19 protein-coding genes are annotated in these 24,499 nt (G+C 41.7%); 5 read left to right on the top strand and 14 right to left on the bottom strand.

Features of this window, described 5'->3' with window-relative positions:
• Nucleotides 1-6: 6 nt before the first annotated feature.
• The 6 genes from uvrB to ftsE all read right to left on the bottom strand — a co-directional run bounded on the left by uvrB (nucleotide 7) and on the right by ftsE (nucleotide 9,375).
• Nucleotides 7-1,983, bottom strand: coding sequence for an excinuclease ABC subunit UvrB (uvrB, locus tag IEW82_RS06880; RefSeq protein ID WP_188691295.1), 1,977 nt, complete (start codon nucleotides 1,981-1,983; stop codon nucleotides 7-9).
• Between the two features lie 614 nt (nucleotides 1,984-2,597).
• Nucleotides 2,598-3,791: a PDZ domain-containing protein gene (locus IEW82_RS06875; RefSeq protein WP_188691293.1), complete on the bottom strand. Its 1,194-nt coding sequence runs from the start codon at nucleotides 3,789-3,791 to the stop codon at nucleotides 2,598-2,600.
• Nucleotides 3,792-4,528: 737 nt separating this feature from the next.
• Nucleotides 4,529-5,995 carry a S41 family peptidase gene (locus IEW82_RS06870; protein WP_188691290.1) on the bottom strand — a complete coding sequence of 489 codons (1,467 nt, stop codon included), beginning with the start codon at nucleotides 5,993-5,995 and terminating at the stop codon, nucleotides 4,529-4,531.
• 363 nt (nucleotides 5,996-6,358) lie between these two features.
• Nucleotides 6,359-7,696 carry a murein hydrolase activator EnvC family protein gene (locus IEW82_RS06865; RefSeq protein ID WP_188691288.1) on the bottom strand — a complete coding sequence of 446 codons (1,338 nt, stop codon included), beginning with the start codon at nucleotides 7,694-7,696 and terminating at the stop codon, nucleotides 6,359-6,361.
• A 100-nt stretch (nucleotides 7,697-7,796) separates the two neighbouring features.
• Nucleotides 7,797-8,699 carry a permease-like cell division protein FtsX gene (gene ftsX, locus IEW82_RS06860; protein ID WP_188691285.1) on the bottom strand — a complete coding sequence of 301 codons (903 nt, stop codon included), beginning with the start codon at nucleotides 8,697-8,699 and terminating at the stop codon, nucleotides 7,797-7,799.
• Nucleotides 8,689-9,375, bottom strand: a complete 687-nt coding sequence (gene ftsE, locus IEW82_RS06855) for a cell division ATP-binding protein FtsE (protein WP_188691282.1) — start codon at nucleotides 9,373-9,375, stop codon at nucleotides 8,689-8,691. The genes ftsX and ftsE overlap by 11 nt, the downstream gene beginning before the upstream one ends.
• 568 nt (nucleotides 9,376-9,943) lie before the next feature.
• On the opposite strand from ftsE, the gene IEW82_RS06850 reads away from it, so the two are divergent.
• The 5 genes from IEW82_RS06850 to IEW82_RS06830 all read left to right on the top strand — a co-directional run bounded on the left by IEW82_RS06850 (nucleotide 9,944) and on the right by IEW82_RS06830 (nucleotide 14,283).
• Nucleotides 9,944-11,527 carry a spore germination protein gene (locus IEW82_RS06850; RefSeq protein WP_229672407.1) on the top strand — a complete coding sequence of 528 codons (1,584 nt, stop codon included), beginning with the start codon at nucleotides 9,944-9,946 and terminating at the stop codon, nucleotides 11,525-11,527.
• A gap of 3 nt (nucleotides 11,528-11,530) precedes the next feature.
• On the top strand, nucleotides 11,531-12,664 hold the full coding sequence (locus tag IEW82_RS06845; protein ID WP_188691279.1) for a GerAB/ArcD/ProY family transporter: 1,134 nt from the start codon (nucleotides 11,531-11,533) through the stop codon (nucleotides 12,662-12,664).
• Nucleotides 12,624-13,820, top strand: a complete 1,197-nt coding sequence (locus tag IEW82_RS06840) for a Ger(x)C family spore germination protein (RefSeq protein ID WP_188691277.1) — start codon at nucleotides 12,624-12,626, stop codon at nucleotides 13,818-13,820. Before IEW82_RS06845 ends, IEW82_RS06840 begins: the two co-directional genes overlap by 41 nt.
• A gap of 24 nt (nucleotides 13,821-13,844) precedes the next feature.
• The gene (locus IEW82_RS06835; protein ID WP_188691274.1) at nucleotides 13,845-14,033 is read left to right on the top strand and encodes a hypothetical protein; all 189 of its coding nucleotides are present in this window, start codon (nucleotides 13,845-13,847) and stop codon (nucleotides 14,031-14,033) included.
• Nucleotides 14,034-14,115: 82 nt separating this feature from the next.
• Nucleotides 14,116-14,283, top strand: coding sequence for a hypothetical protein (locus tag IEW82_RS06830; protein WP_188691271.1), 168 nt, complete (start codon nucleotides 14,116-14,118; stop codon nucleotides 14,281-14,283).
• A 454-nt stretch (nucleotides 14,284-14,737) separates the two neighbouring features.
• Here IEW82_RS06830 and IEW82_RS06825 read toward each other — a convergent pair whose 3' ends face one another.
• From IEW82_RS06825 to fliS, 8 genes are all read right to left on the bottom strand, one after another.
• The gene (locus IEW82_RS06825) at nucleotides 14,738-15,622 is read right to left on the bottom strand and encodes a YitT family protein (RefSeq protein WP_188691269.1); all 885 of its coding nucleotides are present in this window, start codon (nucleotides 15,620-15,622) and stop codon (nucleotides 14,738-14,740) included.
• A gap of 572 nt (nucleotides 15,623-16,194) precedes the next feature.
• Nucleotides 16,195-17,299 (bottom strand): peptide chain release factor 2 gene (prfB, locus tag IEW82_RS06820; RefSeq protein WP_188691266.1). Its coding sequence is split into 2 segments (ribosomal slippage): nucleotides 16,195-17,226 and nucleotides 17,228-17,299, totalling 1,104 coding nucleotides; the frame shifts between segments, so codons are not numbered across the junction.
• Nucleotides 17,300-17,688: 389 nt separating this feature from the next.
• Nucleotides 17,689-20,211, bottom strand: coding sequence for a preprotein translocase subunit SecA (gene secA / locus IEW82_RS06815; protein ID WP_188691262.1), 2,523 nt, complete (start codon nucleotides 20,209-20,211; stop codon nucleotides 17,689-17,691).
• Nucleotides 20,212-20,919: 708 nt separating this feature from the next.
• Entirely contained in the window at nucleotides 20,920-22,263 is a 1,344-nt protein-coding gene (locus IEW82_RS06810; protein WP_268237342.1) for a DUF7309 domain-containing protein, read from the bottom strand.
• A 10-nt stretch (nucleotides 22,264-22,273) separates the two neighbouring features.
• Nucleotides 22,274-22,540: an IS1096 element passenger TnpR family protein gene (locus tag IEW82_RS20190; RefSeq protein WP_188691250.1), complete on the bottom strand. Its 267-nt coding sequence runs from the start codon at nucleotides 22,538-22,540 to the stop codon at nucleotides 22,274-22,276.
• 240 nt (nucleotides 22,541-22,780) lie between these two features.
• Nucleotides 22,781-23,347, bottom strand: coding sequence for a ribosome hibernation-promoting factor, HPF/YfiA family (gene hpf, locus IEW82_RS06800; RefSeq protein WP_188691248.1), 567 nt, complete (start codon nucleotides 23,345-23,347; stop codon nucleotides 22,781-22,783).
• A 325-nt stretch (nucleotides 23,348-23,672) separates the two neighbouring features.
• On the bottom strand, nucleotides 23,673-24,056 hold the full coding sequence (fliT, locus tag IEW82_RS06795; protein WP_188691245.1) for a flagellar protein FliT: 384 nt from the start codon (nucleotides 24,054-24,056) through the stop codon (nucleotides 23,673-23,675).
• Nucleotides 24,057-24,059: 3 nt separating this feature from the next.
• Nucleotides 24,060-24,470: a flagellar export chaperone FliS gene (gene fliS, locus IEW82_RS06790; protein ID WP_188691684.1), complete on the bottom strand. Its 411-nt coding sequence runs from the start codon at nucleotides 24,468-24,470 to the stop codon at nucleotides 24,060-24,062.
• Nucleotides 24,471-24,499: the final 29 nt, after the last annotated feature.

The following is a 24,499-nucleotide window of genomic DNA, read 5'->3' as shown; positions in this document are numbered from 1 at the left end:
GCACCGTCATCCTTCCGCTTTGAGTTCCAAAATAATATCGCGTAATTCCGCCGCTCTTTCGAAATCAAGATCCTTGGCAGCCTGCTTCATTTCTTTTTCCATATTTGCAATGGTTTGTTCGCGTTCCTTCTTGCTCATTTGATTAAAGACCGGTTGGGTCTCTGTATACTCTTCAACCTCTTCTGCCGCATGCGTTGCCTTGATGATGTCATAAATATCCTTTTGAATCGTCTGAGGTGTAATCCCATGCTTTTTGTTATATGCTTCCTGAATTTCACGGCGTCGTTTTGTCTCATCAATGGCGAGCTCCATTGATGCTGTGATGCGATCAGCATACATAATCACATGACCATTGGCATTCCGTGCAGCCCGACCAATCGTCTGAATGAGCGAGCGCTCTGAACGCAGAAAGCCTTCCTTATCCGCATCTAATATTGTGACAAGTGAAACCTCTGGAATGTCCAGGCCTTCCCTCAGTAGGTTAATCCCCACCAGAACATCGAATACGCCTCTGCGCAGGTCGCGAATGATTTCAATGCGTTCAAGTGTCTTAATTTCAGAGTGTAAATAGCGCACTTTTACCCCTGCTTCTTCCAAATAGTCCGTCAAATCCTCTGCCATTTTCTTCGTCAAAGTTGTGACAAGCACGCGTTCTTTCTTTTCGACACGGTCATGGATTTCTTCAAGTAGATCATCGATTTGTCCTTTGGTTGGACGAACATCAATGGTTGGGTCCAACAGCCCGGTTGGTCGAATGATTTGCTCAATAGCCTCAGGACAGTGCTCTTCTTCGTAGGGACCTGGGGTCGCAGAAACGTAAAGAATCTGGTTGATATGCTTTTCAAATTCCTCGAATTGTAATGGCCGATTATCCTTGGCCGATGGTAAACGAAAACCATGCTCAACAAGCACATTTTTACGTGCTTGATCCCCATTATACATCGCACGAATTTGTGGCACGGTGACATGAGATTCATCCACTATGATAAGAAAATCCTTTGGAAAATAATCTAATAGAGTATAAGGTGTTGCCCCTGCCTCTCTCAATGTCAAGTGCCGTGAATAGTTCTCGATACCAGAGCAAAACCCCATCTCTTCCATCATTTCCAAATCATAGCGTGTCCGTTGCTCTAAACGTTGAGCTTCAAGCAGTTTGTCTTGAGCGCGCAATTCCTTTAACCGTTCTTCTAGTTCTTCCTGAATCCGTTTGATCGCTATCTTCATCTTTTCTTCACCTGTGACAAAGTGAGAAGCTGGAAAAATGGCGACATGTTCACGCGTTCCAATGATTTCTCCTGTTAAAGCATCGATCTCCGTAATACGATCAATTTCATCGCCAAAAAATTCAACACGTAAGCAATGCTCATCGCGAGAGGCTGGAAAGATTTCAACAATATCGCCATGCACGCGAAATTTACCACGTACAAAGTTAATATCATTGCGTTCATATTGGTTGTCAACAAGCTCGTGAAGCAATTGGTCTCTATCCTTTTCCATGCCTGTACGTAAGGAAATAACATGGGCACCATATTCCTCTGGTGAACCCAATCCATAAATGCAAGAAACACTGGCAACGATAATTACATCATCACGCTCAAACAAGGAACTTGTTGCCGAATGTCTTAGCTTATCGATCTCATCATTAATACTGGCATCCTTTTCAATGAAGGTGTCAGTTTGTGGAATATACGCTTCAGGTTGATAATAATCGTAATAACTCACAAAGTATTCCACGGCATTGTTTGGAAAAAATTCCTTGAATTCACTGTATAACTGTCCAGCAAGTGTTTTATTATGGGCGATGATCAATGTTGGCTTATTGACCTGTTGAATGACATTGGACATCGTAAAGGTCTTTCCTGTACCGGTTGCTCCCAATAGGGTCTGATGCTTTTTCCCTTGATTCAGGCCGGCAACAATCTCTTTGATAGCCTGTGGTTGATCGCCAGCAGGTTGATATTTTGAAACGAGCTTAAACGCCATCGATAGTCCCTCCTACCGCTGCTCGATAAATTTTAAAATGCATTGAATTTCTGAATTTCGCAAGTCAAAATCGCTAATTTCTGCTCAATCCCGACATTTTTACCCTAAATATTGGTAAAAAACATCTCAGATTTTCGAATTTCTACAAATGCATGAGACTTTGACTTTATTTATAGTAAACATTATAGCATATGAGCAGAGGAATAACAGCAAAAATGCAAACAAATATTCGTTTATGTTCATAGCTATTTTAATGGACCTTGCGATTCTCCATTTGTGAGGTCCCCTCATCCTTAGGTCATGATTGATTCCTCATCATCATGGACCTCCAACACTTTCTTGATCCATTTGATTCCCCATCAAATGGATCAGGCCCCTCTATTTCTCCGAGCTTGGCCATCACCCCTTGATGACCAAGCTCCCTTATCTGTCGCCTATTCATAGTATTGACACATTTACCACTAATGAGAAGTCCATTCTATCATTATCTCTTATCTAATCCTTTAAAAGACCACTGCCCCTTTATAACGCGCAAGAGTCTCTCTCCCCCCTATAAAAGTGAAAAACCCACAAAAATGTGGGTTTCATCTTTACGAACCGCTCTTAATGCTTTATTATTTTGCCTTTTCCATAACACGCCTTGAGGGCTCTAAAAAAAGGAAGCCAATATTATGAAAGTCATTTTCATAAACAGGACCTTTGACAAAACGGACCTCTTCTTCATAATTAAGAATATCCAGCTTGCAATAGGCCGCATTAATTTGTAGCGCCTGATAGAATTCTTCCTCCGAACGCACCTGACGTCCATTGGCTTTATCAACAATTTCACCGATTTTTATGTTCATATGATCGGCTGGTGAGTTCGGTATAATACCAACAACCATCAGCCCATTCCCCTTATTGGTAAAAAAGAACGGATAAACATGGTGTGCTCTATAGTGTCGTAAAATAAGTGCAAGCCGACTAAGGACGGCAATAGCTGCAGCGGCCAACAAGCACCCATTCGTAAAGTAGAAAAAGCTAACCCCTGTTAGTATTCCTACCAATATGGCGGTTCCTAATAACCATCTCCCCGATTGGCGTATTGCGGGAAGTGGGAGAGAATGGCTAATGAGCTGCTGAAAACCAATGCCCATCGGCAACAAATAGAGGCCAAAACTCTGACCTGATGAAAAGGGCCACCAACTGATAGCGTCGAATCCATTTGTAGCCGGGATTAACAGAAAGATCGGAGCTATCCAAAGCTGGTAGGCTTCATGAGCACCTACTTTTTTACCTCTATTACTATTAATCAACCTCGGTGACGTTTGGCGCCCACCCCAAATAAGAACACTGACAGCCTCCAATAAGGTGACTAATGTTAGAACGATTCCAATGTCCCGCAAAGACGCATTTCTTATATCCGCCAGCCATTGATTTAAAAAGCCAATTGGCGTTGAAAAATCAGGTAGAAAATAAGCAATAATCAAGGTGAGTCCAACGGCAATAATCGGAGAAAGAAACCGCAATTGCACCGTACAAAAGGTAAGAAAATAACAGATAGTAATCAAAGCAATGATACCAATGGGCAACGCGATACCCACTCCAACCAAAATGATGGTGCCAATCAAACCCATGAGTAAACTTGGCACAACCATCGCCATGACACTATTAAAAACACCGTACACCTTCAAACCAAATGAACGGCGTTCTCGGCGCACACGCTGCCAACCAAATAAAAAAAAGCCAGCAATTAAAAAATAAAGAACAGGGTTACAAAAAAAGTAGAGTATCCCCTTTAAAATAACTATTATACTATCGTGTACCATCACTTATCCTCCAAAACTACCAACTTGTTTACCAAGGTATATGGATATCGCCTCTATTTATAACGTTTCGTAAAACCTCGTACTCTTTAGTTTACGCTTAAAGTTCTAGTTTCGACAAGCCCTAAAAATCTTCCTGCTTTCAAAACAATAAATTCATTTTATATTTATATAATTAGGCAGCTAAAGCATTGGCGTGATGGATAGGCCTCCTTTTAGCTGCCTTAGACCTTTTGTTATTTTATGGTTGTTTTTTGTTAAAATGGGCAGGCCTCTTGTTATTTTGAAATCGGCTTTTGTTATTTTGACTCTCCCTTTTGTCGCCCTCACCCGCGGATTCGGAAACTCCCCTCGTGGATTTGTTCTCTTTTCGGAAACTTCGCGGTTGATTTGTTATTTTGGCTGGAGCTTTTGTTAACATGGACTTGCCTTTTGTTGCTTTGAAGCCGGCTTTTGTTCTTTTGACTCTCCCTTTTGTCGCGCTCACCCACGGATTCGGAAACTCCCCTCGCGGATTTGTTCTCTTTTCGGAAACTTCGAGCTTTACTTGTTATTTTGGACGAGCCTTTTGTTAAAGTGACTTCGTCATTTGTTACGCTCGTCCTTTGATTTGGAACGTATAGCAATCTTGGAGTTTTATGCATCCTCTTATTTTATATAAAAGCCAATTTTAATGTAAAAAGCCACAACCTGATTTTTCATAGGGCTGTGGCTTCTTTAAACGTGCGGATTTTCTCTTTTTATTTATCTAATTTCTTATCGATGAGATGGAATGCCGCTTGCAATTGAAGGTCATTTTTAGGATTTTCTACTGCTGCAACGACTTTGTCTTCAATCTTTGCTGCGGTTGGGGCATCAATCTCACCATTAACTTCCAACTTGTTTGCCTTTTGGAAGGCGCGAACAGCAGTCTGAGTATCTTGGTCAAAGTACCCATCGGTGCGGCCCGGATTGTAGCCAATACCTTGAAGCATCTTCTGAGCATTGGCAATTTGCTCATTGTTCATATCAAATTTTAATGGTTTATTCTTCTCTACAGTCATAGGTGATGTAAAGAAATAATCCGGTTGTTCAACTTTAACGGTGGGCTGAATTCCTTTTTTGTGAATCCAATGTCCATCAGGTGTCAACCATTTATACATTGTTAATTTTAACTCACTTTTACCTTCCTTACCTTTGATATCAACAGCCTGTTGGACGGTGCCTTTACCGAAGGATTTAACACCAACCAATGGGTAGCCGCCCGCTTCCTTCAAAGCGCCGGATAAGATTTCCGCAGCAGAGGCACTTCCACTATCAATTAAACCAACAATAGGATAAGGTTTTTTCTTTTTCAAATCCGAATGGAAGGCTTCAACGACCTTGCCGTTGCGATCTTGAATCTGGACAAGTGGTTTTTTACTTGAAATAATGGCATCTGCCATCTTTTCTACTTGATCCAAGAAACCACCTGGATTCCCACGCACGTCAATCACCAAGCCAGCAATATTTTTACCTTCCACCTTACTCATAGCATCAGTGAATTCTTTACTCGTATTTTCATTAAACGACTTAATATCAATATAACCGATGGTATGGCCATCTTGTTGATAGGTTTTCGAATCGACTGTTTTAAGAGGAATTTCTTTTCGTGTAATATTAAATTTCAAAGGACTGCCCACGCCTTTTCTTTTGACGGTAAGATGTGCAACGGTCCCTTCTTTTCCTTTGATTTTCGCAACAGCTTCATCAAGTCCCATGCCCTCTAGAGACGTTCCATTCACTTCTAAAATTTGATCGTGTGGGCGCAAGCCAGCCTTTTCTGCTGGAGAGCCTTTGATTGGAGATACAACTGTGACGATGTTATTCTCTAGCTGGACCTCAGCGCCAATGCCTTGGAAGGAAGAGGATAAAGACTGTGTAAATTGCTTCGCCGTATTTGGATCCATATATGAGGAGAACGGATCGTTTAGCGATTCAATCATGCCCTGTATCGCCCCATTCGTCAATTTATCATCGCTTACCTTCTGAAAATAATTTTTCTCAATAAATTGATAGACAGACTCAATCTTTTCATAATTGCTATTGCTGAGATTGCCATTTCCTGAACTTAAGGGAAGCGCCTGCTCCTTTGAACCAAATACCGCTGTTGCTCCATAGGTTCCCGCTGCGCCTACAATTAAGGCCGCGATGACAAGAAGCGCCACCATTTTACCGCTAAACTTCATTCATACCCACCTCTTCTAATCAATCTGTGTCTCATGAGAAAGGACTTCTTAAACCTCTTTGCTGCTCTTTATAGTCACATTATTTTAGGCCGCTCGCAAGAAATTAGACTTGCTAAAATGCCTACTGTCAACATTTTTCTGTCCTTCGCCTCTTTCGAACGCCTAATAAAAGCGCCTCTTCTTCTCACCTTTAATCCTTGAGTCACGAGCCCTCTCAAATCGTTGAAAAAGCATCACACCAAATCGATGCGATGCTTTGTAACCACATCATCCTCAAGCCCCTTAGGTCTCTACGGATTATTATACTATATGTTACAGTGTCCAAGCATATGCCTGAAACTCTCTCACCTTATAACCTTGAGATTAATTAAGATAGTTTAATGGATTTACAGACCCTGGATGACGTGTGCTGCCATCATCAGGCTGCCATGGACCATTATAAAGTTCAAAATGCAGATGCACACCTTCAGCTTCGCCTGACGCTCCCATATAACCAATGACATCACCGCGATGCACCACTTGATTTTGTGACACGATATATTGTGCCATATGTGCATAGACGCTTGTCATCATTTTACCATTGACATAGCTTGTCAGAAAAACACAGTTTCCATAGCTTGTAGAATGATAGGCCCGCGCGATGACACCATCTGCAACGGCATGAATGGGTGTCCCTGCCCCCTTGCCAATATCTATGCCATCGTGAAATTCCTGACTGCCACCAAGGTTTCTCCAACCATATCCCGACGTCACATAGCCACCTTCTACAGGCCAGCCAATGACACCACTACCACCAGAGCTAGTTTGTTGTGAATAGTGTGATGGAGTGCCTGAAGCGCTTGAGGATGATGAGCTTTGCTGTTGTGCCTTTTTCTCAGCCGCTTTTCTTGCCGCTTCTTCCTCTTTACGTTTCTTTTCTTCTTCCTGCCAAAGTTGGTAGGCTTTTTCCGCCGCCTGCTTCTGAGCAGTTAAGACTTCTGCTTGCTCTTTTTTATCCATGACTTTGTCCTCAAGCTCAGCACCTTGCTTTTCGAGCTCAGCCATCATGCTTTTTTGCTTCGCCTTTTTGTCGCTTAATTGCTGTTTCAACGTTTGTAAATCTGAAAGATTCGCCTTGACCTCGTCAAGCTTTTGATTTTGTTCAGCCTTTTCTTGATCAAGCTTCACCTTATCGGCCTTTTGTTCGTTAAGAATATCGGTATCATGGTCTGCTAGCGTCTTCAAGGCGACAACACGATTGATAAAGTTACCAAAGCTTTTTGAGCCTAGCAGAACCTCTATGTAATCGATCGATCCTCCGTGAAGATACATCGTTTGAATCCGTTTTTTCAGAACCTCATCTCGGGCCTTGATGCGTTTTAATGTATCAGCAATCGATGCTTTTAGCTTGTCAATTTCCGCATGGGTCTGATCCACTTGCTTTTGCTTACTGTTTATTTTTGTTGTCAACGTCTTGATTTCCGAATCCACTTGCTCAATCTGTTTGGAAAGATCCTCTTGCTGATCTTTGTTCTGGTCAAGTTGACCTTGAGTCTTGTTCAGATCATTCTTATTATTTTTTTGCTTCTCTTCAATATGATTAATCTTGTCCTTCAATTCATTCCCAGACGCCGCCAGTGCACTGCTTGAGAAACCGAATGACAAAGCAATCGCACCGCTTAAACCTATAGCCACTATAGAATAGGTTTTTCTTCCCTTCATTTTCCTCCCCCTAATAAGAAACTTGGCTAGGATCATATAATGAAATGATGCTAGCCAAAGTCAACATGTTCGGAACCAATGAGCGTCCGTAAAAAGTCTATTAGACTCTCAAATACTTGCGAATAGAAGTCAAACTTCCCCATACGCCAATCACAGCGCCAATAATGATTAGAAGCGCACTGAGATAAAGCGACATTTTGCTAAATGGAATGAGCCGGATAAATAAATAAGTTTGATAACTATTGCGAATAAAGTAGTTATACAATTCATGATAGGCGGTGAGCAATAATATCACAGGTATTAAAGCACCAATCACACCTAAGAAGAGACCCTCGAGAAAATATGGCCATCGAACAAACGAATTGGTGGCCCCAACAAGCTTCATGATCTCAATTTCCGTACTTCGTGCAACAATTGTTAATTTAATCGTGTTCGCAATTAAGAAAATGGCGGTAAACAACAAGCCTAAGATGAGCACAATACCTACATTGCGTGCAATGTCAACAACCTTGAAGAGCTTTTTAACATAACCCTTTCCATAGCTGACATCTGATACATTATCAAGCTTGGAAACTTTGTTAGCGACCGCCTCGGTCTGCTTTGGTTTTTGCGTTTTGATCTCGAAGGCATCATTCAGCGGATTCTGATCCCCTTGGTAAGGCTTGATAACATCCGCATCCTTACCAAAATCCTTCATGAGCTCTTTTAAGCCCTCTGCTCGCGAAATATACTTGATGCTTTTCACATCTTTAATTTGTTGAATTTGCTTCTTCAAGGCATCCTGTTCCTGGCTGTTAGCTGTGCGATCAATATAAACGCGAACCTCAACATCATTTTCAATGTGATTCGCAATTTGATTCAAGTTAAGCATGACGGTTAAAAACAGCCCAACGATCATCAAAGCCACTGCGACGGCACTGATAGAGGCAACGGTCATCCAACCATTCCGTCCGAGATTCTTGATGCTTTCCTTAAAATGACGGAAAAGTGTTCTAGCCTTCATATCCAAAGTCACCCCTCTTGTCGTCACGGACAATCATGCCACTTTCAATGGCAATGACCCGCCTTTTCATGCGATCCACAATATCTTTGTTATGTGTCGCCATGACAACGGTTGTCCCATTATCATTAATGCGTTCAAAAACCTCCATAATCCCCCAAGCATTTTCAGGATCGAGGTTCCCTGTTGGTTCATCAGCAACCACAACACTGGGATTATTCACAATGGATCGGGCAATAGAAACGCGTTGCTGTTCTCCCCCAGATAGCTCCGATGGTAAAAACCGTGCTCTGTGTTTGAGCTTAACAAGATCCAATACCTGCATGACTTTTTTGCGGATCTGCCTTGGTGATTCCTCAATAACTTCCAGCGCAAAGGCCACATTTTCATAGACTGTAAGCTTCGGTAATAGTTTGAAGTCCTGGAACACCACGCCCATTTTCCGTCTTAAAAAGGGAATTTCTTTATTTTTCAAATCAGCAATATTCGTACCATCTACTAATATTTTACCTCTTGTAGGTCTTTCTTCACGATACATGAGTTTGATAAAGGTTGATTTTCCAGAACCACTTTGGCCAACCACATAGACAAACTCACCTTTTTCTATCTTCACGCTTATACCATTAACAGCCATTACGCCATTGGCATAAGATTTCCATACATCCTGCATTTCGATCACAAAAGATCACATCCTACCTCAAGCTCGTCATTTTGCTGTAAGTACACATTTAAACTACAAAATTTGGAAAGTCGAGTGATTCTTCAACTTGACTCTCTTCGATTTGATTTTATACATTCAAATCTAACCAATAGCACACACACTACACTACCGCTGAAAGTTTTGGATGATTGTGGCACAGAAGTCTTCCCAGCTTTCTGTATATATTAAGCAGTCTTTACCTAAACGAAGAATCATCCGTCAATGTCACTGTGGAAAATTAGAGGAGTTTGACACCATTCGACAAGAAGGCTATCAAATTCACGCACTAACTGAGAGATTTTTATCTACTAAAACATTACTAGTGCTATTATAACACCTGAATCCGACAAGTTAAGACACATTTTTATTACAATTTCATTTCAAAGGTAAATTTTTGAAATTGACAATGGACACAATCAAGCCTCATTCCTTTTCCTTAAACTATGTTTTATCATTATCCAATGCAAAAACTGAGTTGAATAGAAACTTTCCAGTTGTGCACATTAAAGGTAATAGTACCAATAAGAGCGATAAGGAATGTATAACATTGCCAAAAAAAGCAAAGTCCAAGCAAAATCAAAACGGCAAAAAAGATACCATTTCAATTCCAGAAAAACCGACAGATTTTGAGCTTGAAATTTTTAAGACGCTCGATAAAAACATTAAAAATTTCAAAAAAATGATGGATTCTCCTGCGGATCTTGTTTGTAAAGAAATACAAGTCGGGGGGACATCCTCTCATTGTGCGATAGTGTTTATTGATGGACTCTCCAACGGGCAATACATCGCTGAACAGGTGATCAACACTATCTTAACCTTTGATTTAAAAAGCAATCAAATTAACCCTAGCCCTCAGCAGATCCTTACCGAGCTTCAGTACAAGGTATTGCCTACGGCGGATGACATCAGTGTCAAAGCAAGTTTGGATGAAGTTTCCCTCGATGTCTTAAGTGGCAATACCGCCATATTCATCGATGGCTCTGATCAAGCTCTTGTTATCAGTTCTAAAGAAGTCAATCAACGCAGCCTGGAAGAGCCCATTACCGAGGCGTTGATTCGCGGCCCACGCATCGGGTTTATCGAGGATATTCGGACAAATACCACACTCGTCCGCCGCGGCATACGCGATCCCAATTTAAGAATCAAATCATTAAAGCTAGGAAGACGTTCAAAATCAGATGCTGCCATTATGTACATAGAAGGAATCGCCAATACTGAGCTTGTTAAAGAAGTGGTTCGCCGTCTGGAATCCATTGATACGGATGATGTGCCAGAAACAGGATTTATCGAACAATGGATAGAAGACAGCTTTCTTTCCCCTTTTCCACAGGTTCAACATACAGAAAGGCCGGACCGCGTGCGTGCTGCTCTTATCCAAGGCCGTGTAGCCATTCTATTGGATAACACGCCTTTCGTTTTAATTGTGCCGGTAACCATCGGACAGCACTTTCATACGCCTGAAGACTACTATGAGCGCTGGCTCTTATCTACTCTCGTCCGTGTTTTGAGATACGTTGCTGCATTTATTTCTGTATTTTTGCCAGGACTCTATGTTGCACTTGTCTCCTATCAACCTGGCATGATCCCAACCGCCCTTGCCCTGTCGATTGCTGGGAGTCGCGAAGGCGTACCCTTTCCGGCTACATTAGAAGCCATTCTCATGGGGATGACGATGGAAATCCTGCAAGAGGCTGGATTACGTCTCCCTAAGCCCATTGGACAAACAGTAGGCGTTGTTGGTGGTCTTGTTATCGGTGATGCTGCTGTCGCCGCTGGCATTGTTAGTCCGATCATGGTGATTGTCATCGCCTTGACGGCTATCGCTTCTTTTGCGCTTCCTTCGTACAGTATTGCAATTTCCTTACGCATCCTTCGTTTTGCTAATATGTTTGCTGCCTCCTTATTTGGCATCTACGGGCTGATCATGGTGTACATCATGATTAATGTCCACTTTGTCAATCTCAAAAGCTTCGGTGTGCCTTATTCAACACCTTATGGCCCATTGATTCCTAAAGACATGAAGGATCTCGTGCTTAAAGTGCCAATGACCTTTATGAAATATCGCCCGCATATGTTCCAACCAGGTGATAAAAAACGCATGGGTAATCCAAAACGCAAAGGGAGCCAATAATCAATGAAATCATTTGAATATGGAGACTGGGAAATTGGATTAAAAGAAATAGGCTTCGCTGTAAGTGCCATGGTGATTGGAGTCGGCCTGTTAAGCTTGCCTCGCGACGTTGATTTGGTGACCTATGTCGCTGATGGCTGGATCTCGATCTTAATTGGTGGCGCTGCTGCAGCCCTATTTGCCTATATTTGTGCGAAGTTAGCCTCGCGTTTTCCTAAGCAAACCTTTTATACGTATGCCTCACGACTTGTCCCTAAGCCTATTGCCTTAGGGATTACCGTCATTCTTATCTGTCATTTTCTATTTATTTGTATCTATGAAGTTCGCGTGATCTCCGATGTCGCCAAGCTCTATATTTTTTTTAAAACACCTGTTGAAATCATTTCATTGATTTTTTTACTTGTGGTGGTATATGCCGTTAGAGGACAAAGTGTGGGTATTCTACGCCTGAACATGATGTTTCTGCCGATCATCTTATTCATTGTGCTCTTTGTCTACACATTAAGTGTCAATACATTCGATATCAATAACTTATTACCGTTTTTTGTCACGCCCCCCCTTAACCTTCTTAAAGGCGCGCAAAAGGCCTATTTATCCTTTGCTGGGTTTGAGATTGTGCTGTTCTATATAAGCTTCATGAATAAACCGGACAAAGCCCCTCGTGCAGTGGTGATCGGTATGCTTTTCCCTATTGTTTTAGCACTGTTAATTTTTATCTTTTCAATCGCTGTCTTTTCCGTGACAACTCGGGAAATTCTCTACCCCACCATCGAAATGGCTAAGGAAATCTTTGCAGATATTGGCTTCTTCGAACGCATTGAAGCAGTCTTTTTTACCATTTGGATTATGACGATTTACAATACGGCTGCCATGGCCTTTGATGTAGCGGTAATCGCGACAAAAAGCATTTATCCTAAGCTGAAAAAGATGCACTATGTCCTCATCTTTACTCCGCTCATTTATTTGGTTGCCATGATTCCCCAAAGCTATGATGCCATTGAAAAGTATGGAAGGGTTTTGAACATTTCATGTCTCGTCTTTGAATCCATCATTCCTACTGTCCTTCTCTTTACCTCTATTGTAAGGAGGATTAAAGGTGAAAATAAGAAAGATAAGACGCTACCAAAAGAAGCTTAAGCTTGCCCTTCTCAGTCTTTGCGCTTTATTTACCTTGACCGGTTGCTGGGATCGCGTTGATATTGAGGATCGCGGCTTTGTCATTGCCATGGCAATCGATATGGATGAGAATGGAAGATATGTACTCACTGAACAAATCGCCATTCCAGGCAGTCAATCGACAAGTGGAAACGGGAATACTGGTGGCGGCTCTCAAAATGAGGCCTTCTTTAATGTGGTCGGTAAAGGACATTCCATCATGGATATCATTCGGGAATCGACAGCTAAAACAAGTCGCACCCCTTATTATGAACACGTGAAGGTCATCATTGTCTCCAAAAAGGTCGCTCAATCTCCTGCATTTGATGATTCTATTGATTATTTCATCCGCTCCCCGGAAATGCGTCGTGGGACTAAAGTGATGATTACGAATAAAATTGCTGGAAAAATTCTCAACAATACACCTCCGGGAGCCACCATCCCTGGCTTATATATTGACCAAATCACTCAAAATCCTTATCGGAATGAACGTGTCATCCCAGCAACTCGGATCGGCGATGTGAATGAATCACTCTACCGTGAAAATAGTTTTATGATTCAATATATCAGCGCCGATCAAAATATTTTAAATATCGAAGGCGCCGCCGTATTTCATGGAAACACCACAGAGCTAGCCAGCCTTTTAACACCCAGACAAACCGCTGGAATAAATTATCTAAAAGGTGAGGCACGTGGGGGAACGATTTCTAGTAAATATCAGGGACACGAGGTTTCTTTACTCGTAAAGAATTCAGAAAGAAAAATCCAATTATTGGATGCAAAGGATCCCACTCACATGTCATTTAAAATTACCATGAACATTGATGGTCTTTTACTTGAGACGGGAACATCTTTAAATTTTATCAACGGTCATTCGCGAGACAATATTCAAAGGCGTCTGGAACGAACCGTAGATGCTAATAATAGAAGAACCCTCCATGTTTTGCAGCAGGATCTCAACGCCGATGTCATCGGTCTATCCGATTATTTACGGATCCACAACTGGGACTTATGGCAAAAGATTCAAAACCACTGGGATAGTGGGGGGACATATTTTAAAAATGCGGATATTCAATTAGAAACCCATCTCTTCATCCGCAATACGGGCACAATTAATCGAACAAAAAAGCAAAACTAAGCAAATTAAAGCGGAGTTGATGATATGGAGCACACACAAGTATTTGGTGGGATCACTTCTTCACTGGTGATCTATTGTACTGTTATTTCCTTTTTAACGCCTCTAACGCTATGGAGAATCAATGAGATTCTTCATCAAAAAGGAGATCCACCTTGGAAAAAGGAAGACAAGGCATTAGAAAGAAAACAAAGTCACACGAAAGAACGTTCTTAAAATCATGGGCACATATTCAAGCGGGTGAGAATATACTAAAAATAGGGAAACTGTACAATACTGTGAATAATGGAGGGATACTATGAAAAAACCCAACCGAAAGACTTACGGACATATAGAGGCGGAACTGCCCTTTGATACCGCCCTCAACCCAGCCAGCACGTTCATCAACCTTCCCCCTATTTCTGAGGACCAAGACATAAAATCAATCACTAACGAAGTCACGCCAGATGAAGAGTCACTTACTTAAACAACTGATAGGGACATCAAACTAAGCGAGCGTAAAAGAAATGCCGCTTCTCAATCAACCGTATAATACAGATTAAAGCTGAAATTTCAGTGCATTTTTAGGCTGATTCAGCGATTTTGCCTATCGCTTTGGGCCCTAACACCTATTCTCTAAACACCAAAAAGGGTAGCCCTCTCATCCCTTTTTAAATTGGGTGACCGTTTTATTAATAGTGGCCAGCCTTTTGTTATTTTAGAGCTGGCTTTTTATAAAATGGTCACGACATTGTTATTTTGTGACCCACTTTTGTTAGTTTTCTGCTTTTTGTTCCCCTTACAGCCTCATTTGAATTTTATCTTCTTCGCTTTTATATGACATCAACTAACCTCAAGATATGTTAAGCTTAGGACTAAAAAACGCCTTAAGTCAAATCATGTTCATTGACTCAAGACGTTATTAATGAGGCAGTAGCTTTTTAACGGTTATGTTTAAAGCCTTCTCCTAATACTTCTGTTGCATTCGTTACGATCACAAAGGCTGTGGGGTCAATCACTTTTACGAGTTGCTTCAATTTCGTTATTTCATTTTGTGAAACGACGCATAATAGCGTCGGTCGGTTGTCATCTGTGTATCCGCCCTTGGCTTCTAATCGGGTGACACCTCGATCAACTTCTTTTAAAATCGTTGTCCGCAGTTTTTCTTGTTCATTCGAGATAATAATCGCCATTTTAGAATTACTAAATCCCATTTGAACGACATCGATCATCTTACCCGTTAGATACATACCAATTAACGCATACAAAGCACTTTCTAAGGAGAGGGCTACAGCTGAGCTAAGGACAATCAATCCATCAATAATGGCAACGCATGTCCCTAACGATGCCCCGGTATACTTATGTATAATTTGAGCAGCCAGGTCTGTTCCTCCCGTTGAAGCATTCCCTCTAAAAACAATACCCAAGCCCAAACCAACACCTATTCCACCAAATAGCGCTGCCAGCAATGGATTAGTGGTTGCCGGCGACCAGTCGTTTGTCAAAAATACAACAAATGGCAAAAATATTGTTCCAACTAATGTCTTGAGAGCATATTGTAAGTAACCAAGACTGGAACCTAAAAAGAGCACCCCTGCAATAAATAAAGGGATGTTAAGTGCCCATTGGACATAAGAAGGCTCTATCCCAATAGTCCAGTGAAGAATGGTGCTTATGCCACTGACACCACCAGAAGCGATTTTATTCGGCAATAAAAACACATTAAAAGTAATCCCCACAATACTGGACCCAATGAGGACATAGAGGTAATCAAGAATAAGATGTGATTTTAAGTAATACGGAGTACTCCGTCGTTTTCTAACCAACTTAACACCAGCTTTCTAGTAAAAAAATCCTGCCATTCAACACCTATCATTACTTTTCCAAAATCCCCTACTTATTATAAGGATGATGGCTCCATTCGACAACAGCATCCCTTCAAAGCAAAACGACATTAAATGAATATCAAGTTAATACGTTAAAGCGACATGCATCTATGTTCTCCTTTTATTAATTCCAAGCTCTATTTGTTATTTTGTGGCTGGCTTTTGTTAAAATGGCCAGGCCTTTTGTTCCTTTGCAACCGGCTTTTGTTCTCTTACCTCCGCCTTTTGTTGCGCTCACCCTCGGATTCGGAAACTTCCCCCTTGGTTTTGTTCTCTTTTTGGAAACTTCGGCTTAGTTTTGTTCCGTTGCGACATGTATTTGTTAAAATGACCACTCTATTTGTTGCGCTTGCATCGACATTTGTTGCGTGCGGTCGCACCTTGATTCGGGGGCTTCCTTTATATTGCTCTTTTCAAATAAGGAGAACTTGGATATTGAAGGGTATTGACCTATTTGCGACCATTATACTAAAAACCCCTAGCTCACTATTTGTAAGTTAGGGGTCAGTTTATTAGTGTGTAAGTTGTAGGCGGAGGTAGGCGTCAATAAAGGAGTCGATATCGCCGTCCATCACGCTTTGTACATTGCCTGTTTCGACATTCGTGCGGTGGTCTTTCACCATGGAATAAGGATGGAAGACATAGGAGCGAATTTGACTGCCCCAGCCGATTTCTTTTTGCTCCCCGCGAATTTCATCGAGCTCGGCTTGCTGTTTTTCTAATTCTAATTGATAAAGCTTGGCCTTGAGCATTTTCATCGCTTGTTCACGATTTTTGATTTGGGAACGCTCTGACTGACAAGTAACAACTGTATTGGTTGGTAAATGGGTGATCCGAACCGCTGAATCGGTTGTGTTGACATGCTGTCCGCCTGCACCGCTTGAGCGATACGTATCAATTTTTAAATCCTCTGAACGGATCTCAATATCGACATCGTCGTCCATTTCTGGTACAACTTCACAAGAGACGAAGGACGTGTGGCGCCGTCCCGAAGCATCAAAAGGCGATATTCGCACTAAACGATGCACACCTTTTTCCGTTTTTAAATAGCCATAGGCATTATGTCCCTTGATTAATAAAGTAACACTTTTAACGCCGGCCTCATCACCTGCTAAATAATCTAAGGTTTCAACGGAATAGCCCTTATCCTCAGCCCAGCGCGTATACATGCGCAAGAGCATTGAAGCCCAGTCCTGAGATTCCGTGCCACCCGCACCAGGATGAAGCTCCAGAATTGCATTGTTTTTATCCAAAGGATCATTCAATAGCATTTCCAATTCAAATTCTTCAAACTGTTTACGGACTTCAACGAAACTAGTTTCTAAATCCTTCCTTAGATCGTCGTCGTCTTCTTCTTTTAAAAGTTCATAGGAGAGCGAAAGACTCTCATACCCCTCTTCCATACTCTTAAAACCATTCACCTTGTCTTTTAAAGCATTGACTTCATTGATGACCGTCTGAGCTTTCTCTTGGTTATCCCAAAATCCTGGCATCGCCATTTGTTCTTCTAAAACTTGAATGCGTTCCTCTTTGGAAGCTAAGTCAAAGAGACCCCCTATATTCATCTAGTTTTTCAACCATGTATTCAAGTCCTGATTTAATTTCTGTTAAATCCATTGCTTCATTCCTACTTTCATCACAAGTGTTTGTTTTATACTTATACGTGCCACGAGCCTTAGGGTTGCGTTTTTCTCATAGAGAAATCCGAAATTGATTCAAATTCTATTTGAATCATTCGGATTTCCATGTTACATAAAGGAGCAACAAAACGCTCCATCAAAATTTTTCGCTTCTCACACAACCCGCCGCGCAAGATATGCTAGCTTCGGCGGTGTTATCTCATGGAGGTGACGGTTTTAATCGACGTTTCTTTTGTAGCTTCCTAGTGGAGGCTTCGGATCAGTGCTATTCCTTGAAGATCTCCGTATTTTAGAGACGCTGCACGTCTTCTAATCTCTTCTTATCGTTTGTTCATGTCATCCTAGCCCGCTTGTCACCAAAATAAGCTATTCATTTTTGCCGTGACAATTTTTATATTTTTTACCGCTGCCGCATGGACAGGGATCATTACGTCCTACCTTTTCTCCTTTGCGGATGGGTTGTTTTTTCTTTGGTTGTTCTTCATCACTGCCTCCAGGATGAACAGCTTCACCTTCTGCTACTTTTTCACGCTCCATGTTTTGTTCCACTTGTGCCCTCATAATATAGGTCACAACTTCTTCTTCAATGGAGGCGACCATTTCCTCAAACATTTGGAAGCCTTCCAGCTGATATTCACGGAAAGGATCAACTTGACCATAGGCACGAAGATGAATACCTTCGCGCAATTGTTCCATCGCATCAATGTGATCCATCCACTTCATATCCACCGCGCGCAGCATGATCACCCGTTCAAACTCACTCATTTGCTCTGGAGTAAATTCCTGCTCTTTGGCATCTAAAGCCGCCACCGCTTTTTCATGAATCAGCTCAACCATTTCCTCAGGATCTTTTCCTTTAAGCTCATTCTCCGATACCGCTGGCTTATCGAACAACGTATTATTCACATAGTCCGTAATAGCTTTAAGATCCCAGTCCTCTTCGACCTCATCATCCGGTGTATGCGCCTGAACATGACGTTCAATGACTGTTTTCATCATCTCTTTGATTTCGTCGTGAAGGTTTTCAGATTTTAATACTTCAGAGCGCTGTTTATAAATGATTTCCCGTTGCTGACGCATGACGTCATCAAATTGTAGGAGCTGTTTACGGGCATCAAAGTTATTGCCCTCTACCCGTTTTTGAGCAGACTCTACAGAACGTGAAACGAGCTTGCTTTCAATCGGTTGATCATCCGCCATCCCGAGGCGTTCCATCATGGATTGCATGCGTTCGGAGCCGAAACGACGCATCAGCTCGTCCTCCATTGAAAGGTAGAACTGTGATACCCCAGGATCCCCCTGACGCCCAGACCGTCCACGCAGCTGATTATCTATCCGCCTTGATTCATGACGTTCCGTTCCGATGATATATAATCCACCTAATTCCTTGACGCCTTCACCAAGTTTAATATCCGTACCACGTCCAGCCATGTTCGTTGCGATCGTCACAGCGCCATATTGGCCAGCATTTTCAATGATTTCCGCTTCACGCGCATGGTTTTTAGCATTTAATACGTTGTGTGGAATCCCTTTTTTCTTAAGCAGTTTTGAGATTAGCTCAGAAGTTTCAACGGCAACTGTCCCTACTAGCACAGGCTGACCCGTTTGATGAGCACGGCTGATCTCATTCACAACAGCATTAAACTTACCATTCATGGTTTTATAAATGAGATCGGGCTTATCGTCACGCACAACAGGACGGTTTGTCGGAATCACAATAACATCCATGTTGTAAATGCTTTGGAATTCCTCTTCCTCCGTCTTCGCCGTCCCTGTCATACCGGAAAGCTTGTTATACATCCGAAAATAGTTTTGAAAGGTGATCGTCGCTAACGTTTTGGACTCACGCTGAATTTGAAGACCTTCTTTCGCCTCAATCGCTTGGTGCAAGCCTTCACTATAACGACGTCCAGCCATCAAACGCCCCGTAAATTGATCGACGATGACAATCTCGCCATCCTTTACGACATAATCCGTATCAAGATGCATGATTGCATGAGCCTTTAAAGCTTGATGGACATGGTGATTGAGCTGGACATTTTTATTATCAAAGAGATTGTCTATTTTAAAGAAGTTCTCAGCCTTTGTAATTCCTTCTTCAGTCAATTGGGCTGACTTTGTCTTCAAATCAATGGTATAATCTTCTTCTTCCTTCAACAAGCGGGCAAACTGATTGGCTTGCGTATAGAGAATGGTTGATTTTTCAGCTGAACCAGAAATAATCAAAGGAGTTCGTGCTTCATCAATGAGCACAGAGTCAACTTCATCGATGATCGCAAAGTTAAGACCACGCTGCACCATTTCTTCCTCATAAAGCACCATGTTATCACGAAGATAATCGAAACCAAATTCATTATTCGTTCCATAAGTAATATCTGCGCGATAAGCTTCTTGCTTCTCATCATGAGACATACCTGCCACATTCAAGCCGACAGAAAGACCGAGAAAATTGAATAATTCGCCCATTGTCTCAGCATCACGAGCAGCCAAGTATTCGTTGACCGTTACAAGATGAACGCCCTTGCCTTCAAGTGCATTTAAATAAAGCGGCATTGTTGCCACAAGGGTTTTACCTTCACCCGTTTTCATTTCTGCAATATTGCCCTCGTGAAGAGCAATTGCACCAAGAAGCTGCACATAATACGGTGTCATTCCTAAGACACGTGTTGAGGCTTCGCGAACGACAGCAAACGCTTCAGGAAGGATATCATCTAAAGTTTCCCCTTCACTCAGGCGCTTTTTAAAGGCATCTGTCTTTTCCCTCAGCTCTGCATCACTCAATGATTTAAAATCATCTGCAAGTGCATCAATTTCCTTAGCCACTTTTTCCATCTTGCTCAGTTGGCGTTGGCTAGGGTCACCTACAATTTTCTTCAGTATTCCCATCATATTCTAAACACCTCATTTATGATAAAAGAAAAAGCATTTGCTTCATTCAAAGCAATGCAACACATCAAAAACCGTCAAGCGCTTAGAGCAATTTCATTGTTGTTAAGTCCTGAGGGCTATGATTAAAGTGAGCTCCTACGCACATCACTTCGCCAAAAATACTTTCCCTACTATTTTAACAAAATTATGAAACCGCCGCAATCAAGTCCCCATTCCCGTCCTTTCGAGAAGCTTTTTGTGTCTCTAACGCCTGCTGGCAAAACGCGTCAAAATCGCAAGCTTTTATTTAAGCAATGGGCCATTTTCCTAATTATGTAAATTTATATTTGCAGACATTTCCTAGGAAATAGTGAACAGACCTTTTTTATTTTCCCCATTCCCATTGAGTGCATTCATTGAGCATCAAGTCTCCCCTTTGACATCACTCTAATCCATCATCATAGCGCATGACCTAAAAAGCGTTCAATAAGATGTATAGTGCTATGGCTATAGGTCTTCAGTAGGCGGATAATGCTTGTATGACTAAAGGACGGTATTTTTTTCTAGTTGCATTCGCTAAACTATCGATCCCCTTTATTACTTTTCTACCAGCATTGGCTCAGCCTCGGATGCATGAATCCACCTCTGCCATTTGCTCTGCTCGCCCTCAATTTAGCAGCTTCTTCTTTGTACACAGAGCAGGACTACGCGGTGGGTCAGAAGCTTATGTTAAAAGGCATCTTCTAACATTTCATCCAGCACATGTTCTGTCATGGTGAGTTCTTCACCCCTTTGTATTTTAATGGATAGGGCTTGGCATACAGGCCGCATAATGTGTTCGACCTCTTCACTCTCTACAATCACCTCACGAGGGATTTGCTCTAGCCTATTGATCATGGTTAAAAAAGCCTTCTGCAGCTCAGCTTCAAGAGCATCGGGTTTTATCAGATCATTATAAAGAATCATGCCTTGCTTTTGCTCAATAGCAAGAAGCATTCTTGGGAAATAGGGACGCTCATATGTCTGATCTTGTGTAGGCACAGGTAGGAATTTTGCTGAAAATTCAACAGGGATATTAAAATGAGATAAGGTCTTTTTAGCCTGCCGCAATTCTAATTCTGAGATAACCAGTGGAGCTTGCTGGGCGCTTGTATTTTTTTGCTCTGTCATCTCAGGGCTCATAAAGTCATTCTCCCACTTCAGCCGCTTCCCTACTTTCACAGAAGAGCGAGTATACCATTTTTCCGCAGAGGCCACAGGTATCTCTAGGGCCTTCGCCTTCACTTGATTCACCGCCTCTATAACTTGTTTTAAAATGAGAGTAAGTGGTTTAATGTCTTCCTGATCCAAAAGCCATGGCACATAGCCTGGTTTGAAGCTCCGAAGCATGGGCCATTGATTTCTGCCATGATAGCGAAATCCAAGACCCTTAATAAGTTGGTAATCGTCATCCGCAAGCTCTTCTCGATCGACAAAGGAGAGATGCAGCCCGTGATAGGTTGTTATAAGATCACGATTGATGTCTGTTCCATGTAAAAGTTGCTGAAGCAGACGCAAACCACTATTCCCTAAATATATCCCGAGGCCAAAGTCCTCACCGGCAGCACCGAGAACTGAGCAATAGGCTGTGCCCAGAATATCGGGAAGCTGAATCACAAGGATTTGATCGTCAGCGAGTACCTCCCATGGTTTTATCTTCTTGTATGTATTAATCGCATTGAAAAGCTCTTCCCAAAGGGTTTGATCTTCCAATAGACGATTTCTCTGATCATCTTCTAGTGTAAAATCCACCTTAGAAAGCGTAGCGCCCCAGATCTCCTCAAATTGTGCATTAATCTCAGCGATTAGTGCCTGTGAGTCAACAGGAATTTCTGATTCATCCCACACGCCTCTTACTCCTTCTAAACAGTGCGGGACAAGTGTTCCGTCATAAGGAAGGATTTTCTCAAGCACGATACGATGGCGCCAATCATCTCCAAAATCATATGTATAAACTGCACTGTCCTTTTCAGCAAAGAAGAACTGGTCCAATCGCACTTCGGATTCATCAATTATGGCGTCATTGGACATCAACTCAGTTTCTTCAATAATAGGACCTATGACAAATTGCTCGCTTGTAGCAGATTGAAAGCCTAAAAGGCTGCGCAGCCTCTTTCATTATCTTCTTATACACATCGCGATTTTTCACGTGGACACGGATGCGAAAGTCATGGAGATGTACATCCATCCATTGAAAAGCGATCTGTATCACTTCATGTAATTCTTCAAAAGAAGCACGACTATCTATTTGAACGGTTCGCCAAATCGGCGGTTCAGCATGCATTAAGGTTATTTTAAACTGATAAATCATTGAAGCATTACTCCTTTATAAAAAATTCTACGTCCTTTGTTCGGGAAAGCCCAATCTCACAGCACTCACTTTCATCTAAAAATCATTTTCTCTATAGCTTGCCTACCAGCAAATCCCTTAGCCTGCAGGGGAAATGGATTGAATTGGCGCACAGAGGCTTAAAAGCAGCGAGCGCCTTAACATCATTGTAAAAACCGGTCAGCGCCTCATGCTGACCGGTAGAATGATTTTTATGTGTGACTAGCTTTCTTGCTCAATGAGACCGTACTTCCCATCCTTTCGTTTATAAACGACGTTAGTTGAGCCGGTTTCTGAGTCTGAGAAGACGAAGAAGTTATGCCCGAGCATATCCATTTGTAAAATGGCTTCTTCTGCATCCATAGGTTTTAAATTAAAGCGTTTGGTTCTTACAATGTCGAATTCACTTTCCTCTTCATCGACATCTGTATACGTGACCGTGTTGCCTTGTACTGTTGTAGAATGAGCCATTCGTTTGACTTCACTTACCTGCCTATTCTTGCGATTTACCTTTGTCTTATACTTGCGAATTTGCCGTTCTAGCTTTTCAATGACAAGGTCAATTGCTGCATACATGTCAGAGTGAGATTCTTCTGCTCTTAAGAGAAGTTCTTGCATCGGTACCGTCACCTCAATGACCTGTTCATTGTTGTGAACATGTAAATTGACGTGCACCTCTGAATCAATTTGTGAATCAAAGTACCGTTCAAGCTTGGAGATCTTCCGTTCGATGTACTCTCGTAAAGAAGTCGTCACCGTCAAGTTTTCACCACGAATGTTAAAATTCATTGGAACTCCTCCTTATGCATTTGCAGGGTCTACACACTATTTACAGTTTATAAATAATAGTATTCGACACATCACGTACATATCCCTTTTATACAAACTAAATTTTTAAAAAATTTAAAAGGGAATACCGTAGAAAGCGCCAAACCCTTGAGAATATAATAATTAATAGCTCTATTAACTATTATTTCTCTTACTCTATTATTGCACATTTTAGGCAAAAGTTAAACATAAAAAGAGGAAGGAATGTGTCCAAAAAATAACAACCCACCTTAAATGATGAGTTGTTTTGACATTTTTCGACCTTGATATTTTAATCGATGTTTTATCACTTACGCTTGTCTAAAAAGGCGCCATCAAAAGGCATTGAAGCATAAGGATTTCGATATTTTTCTCGAGAATAAATTTTACTTTTAATTAATTGTCGGCTCGCTTTTATATCTGCAAAAATCTTTTGCAAGCAGACCTTTATTTTTGGTTCCATGGCCAGAATCTCAGCGTTGAGCGTAGGATGGCTTTTCAGCTCAGCCTCTGAATAATGCTGAAGCTGCTGAATCAGCCCCTCCCGCTCATCTAAGTGCCTTTGAAGCTCGGCAATCAAATCCTCCCGCTCACTCGTTTTGCCATCATAAGCTTCCAGAAGAGCCAATAGTGCTTGAGACAGACGCGATAAGGCCTGTAAATCTTGCATACAGTTCGTCGGCGTATTCATGATCTATACACGCCCAACAGCTTGTTTTTGCGTGTTATTATTCTGCCGAGTGATTTGTAGCGCTTGCTTCCAGGAATCGCGTATCCCCGACAGCATCTCTTCGACTTCATCAAGCATTTCCACACTTTGTTTGATATTCGCTTCAATCAGTCGGCGATTGATATAGTCATAAAGAGGCAGCAATTGTTTGGACAACTCAATGTCCATATTCAAGGTTGTCATCAATTCCATGATGATTTTTTGCGCCTTTTGTAGATTGGTATTTTTGTCTTGAATGTTTTTAGACATGATGGCAGCTTTTCCCTGTTTGATGAATTTTAAACAGCCGTTATATAACATCAACGTTAATTCACCAGGGCTTGCCGTCGTCACCGAGTTCTGCTGATAGGCCTGATAGGGATTTGCCATAAAAATGGCCTCCTTTTTAAATCTTAGTTACCGCT

It is taken from the genome of Pullulanibacillus camelliae (assembly GCF_014642655.1).
Taxonomy (GTDB): Bacteria; Bacillota; Bacilli; order Bacillales; family Sporolactobacillaceae; genus Pullulanibacillus; species Pullulanibacillus camelliae.
This window is presented reverse-complemented; position numbering and strand designations above follow the sequence as displayed.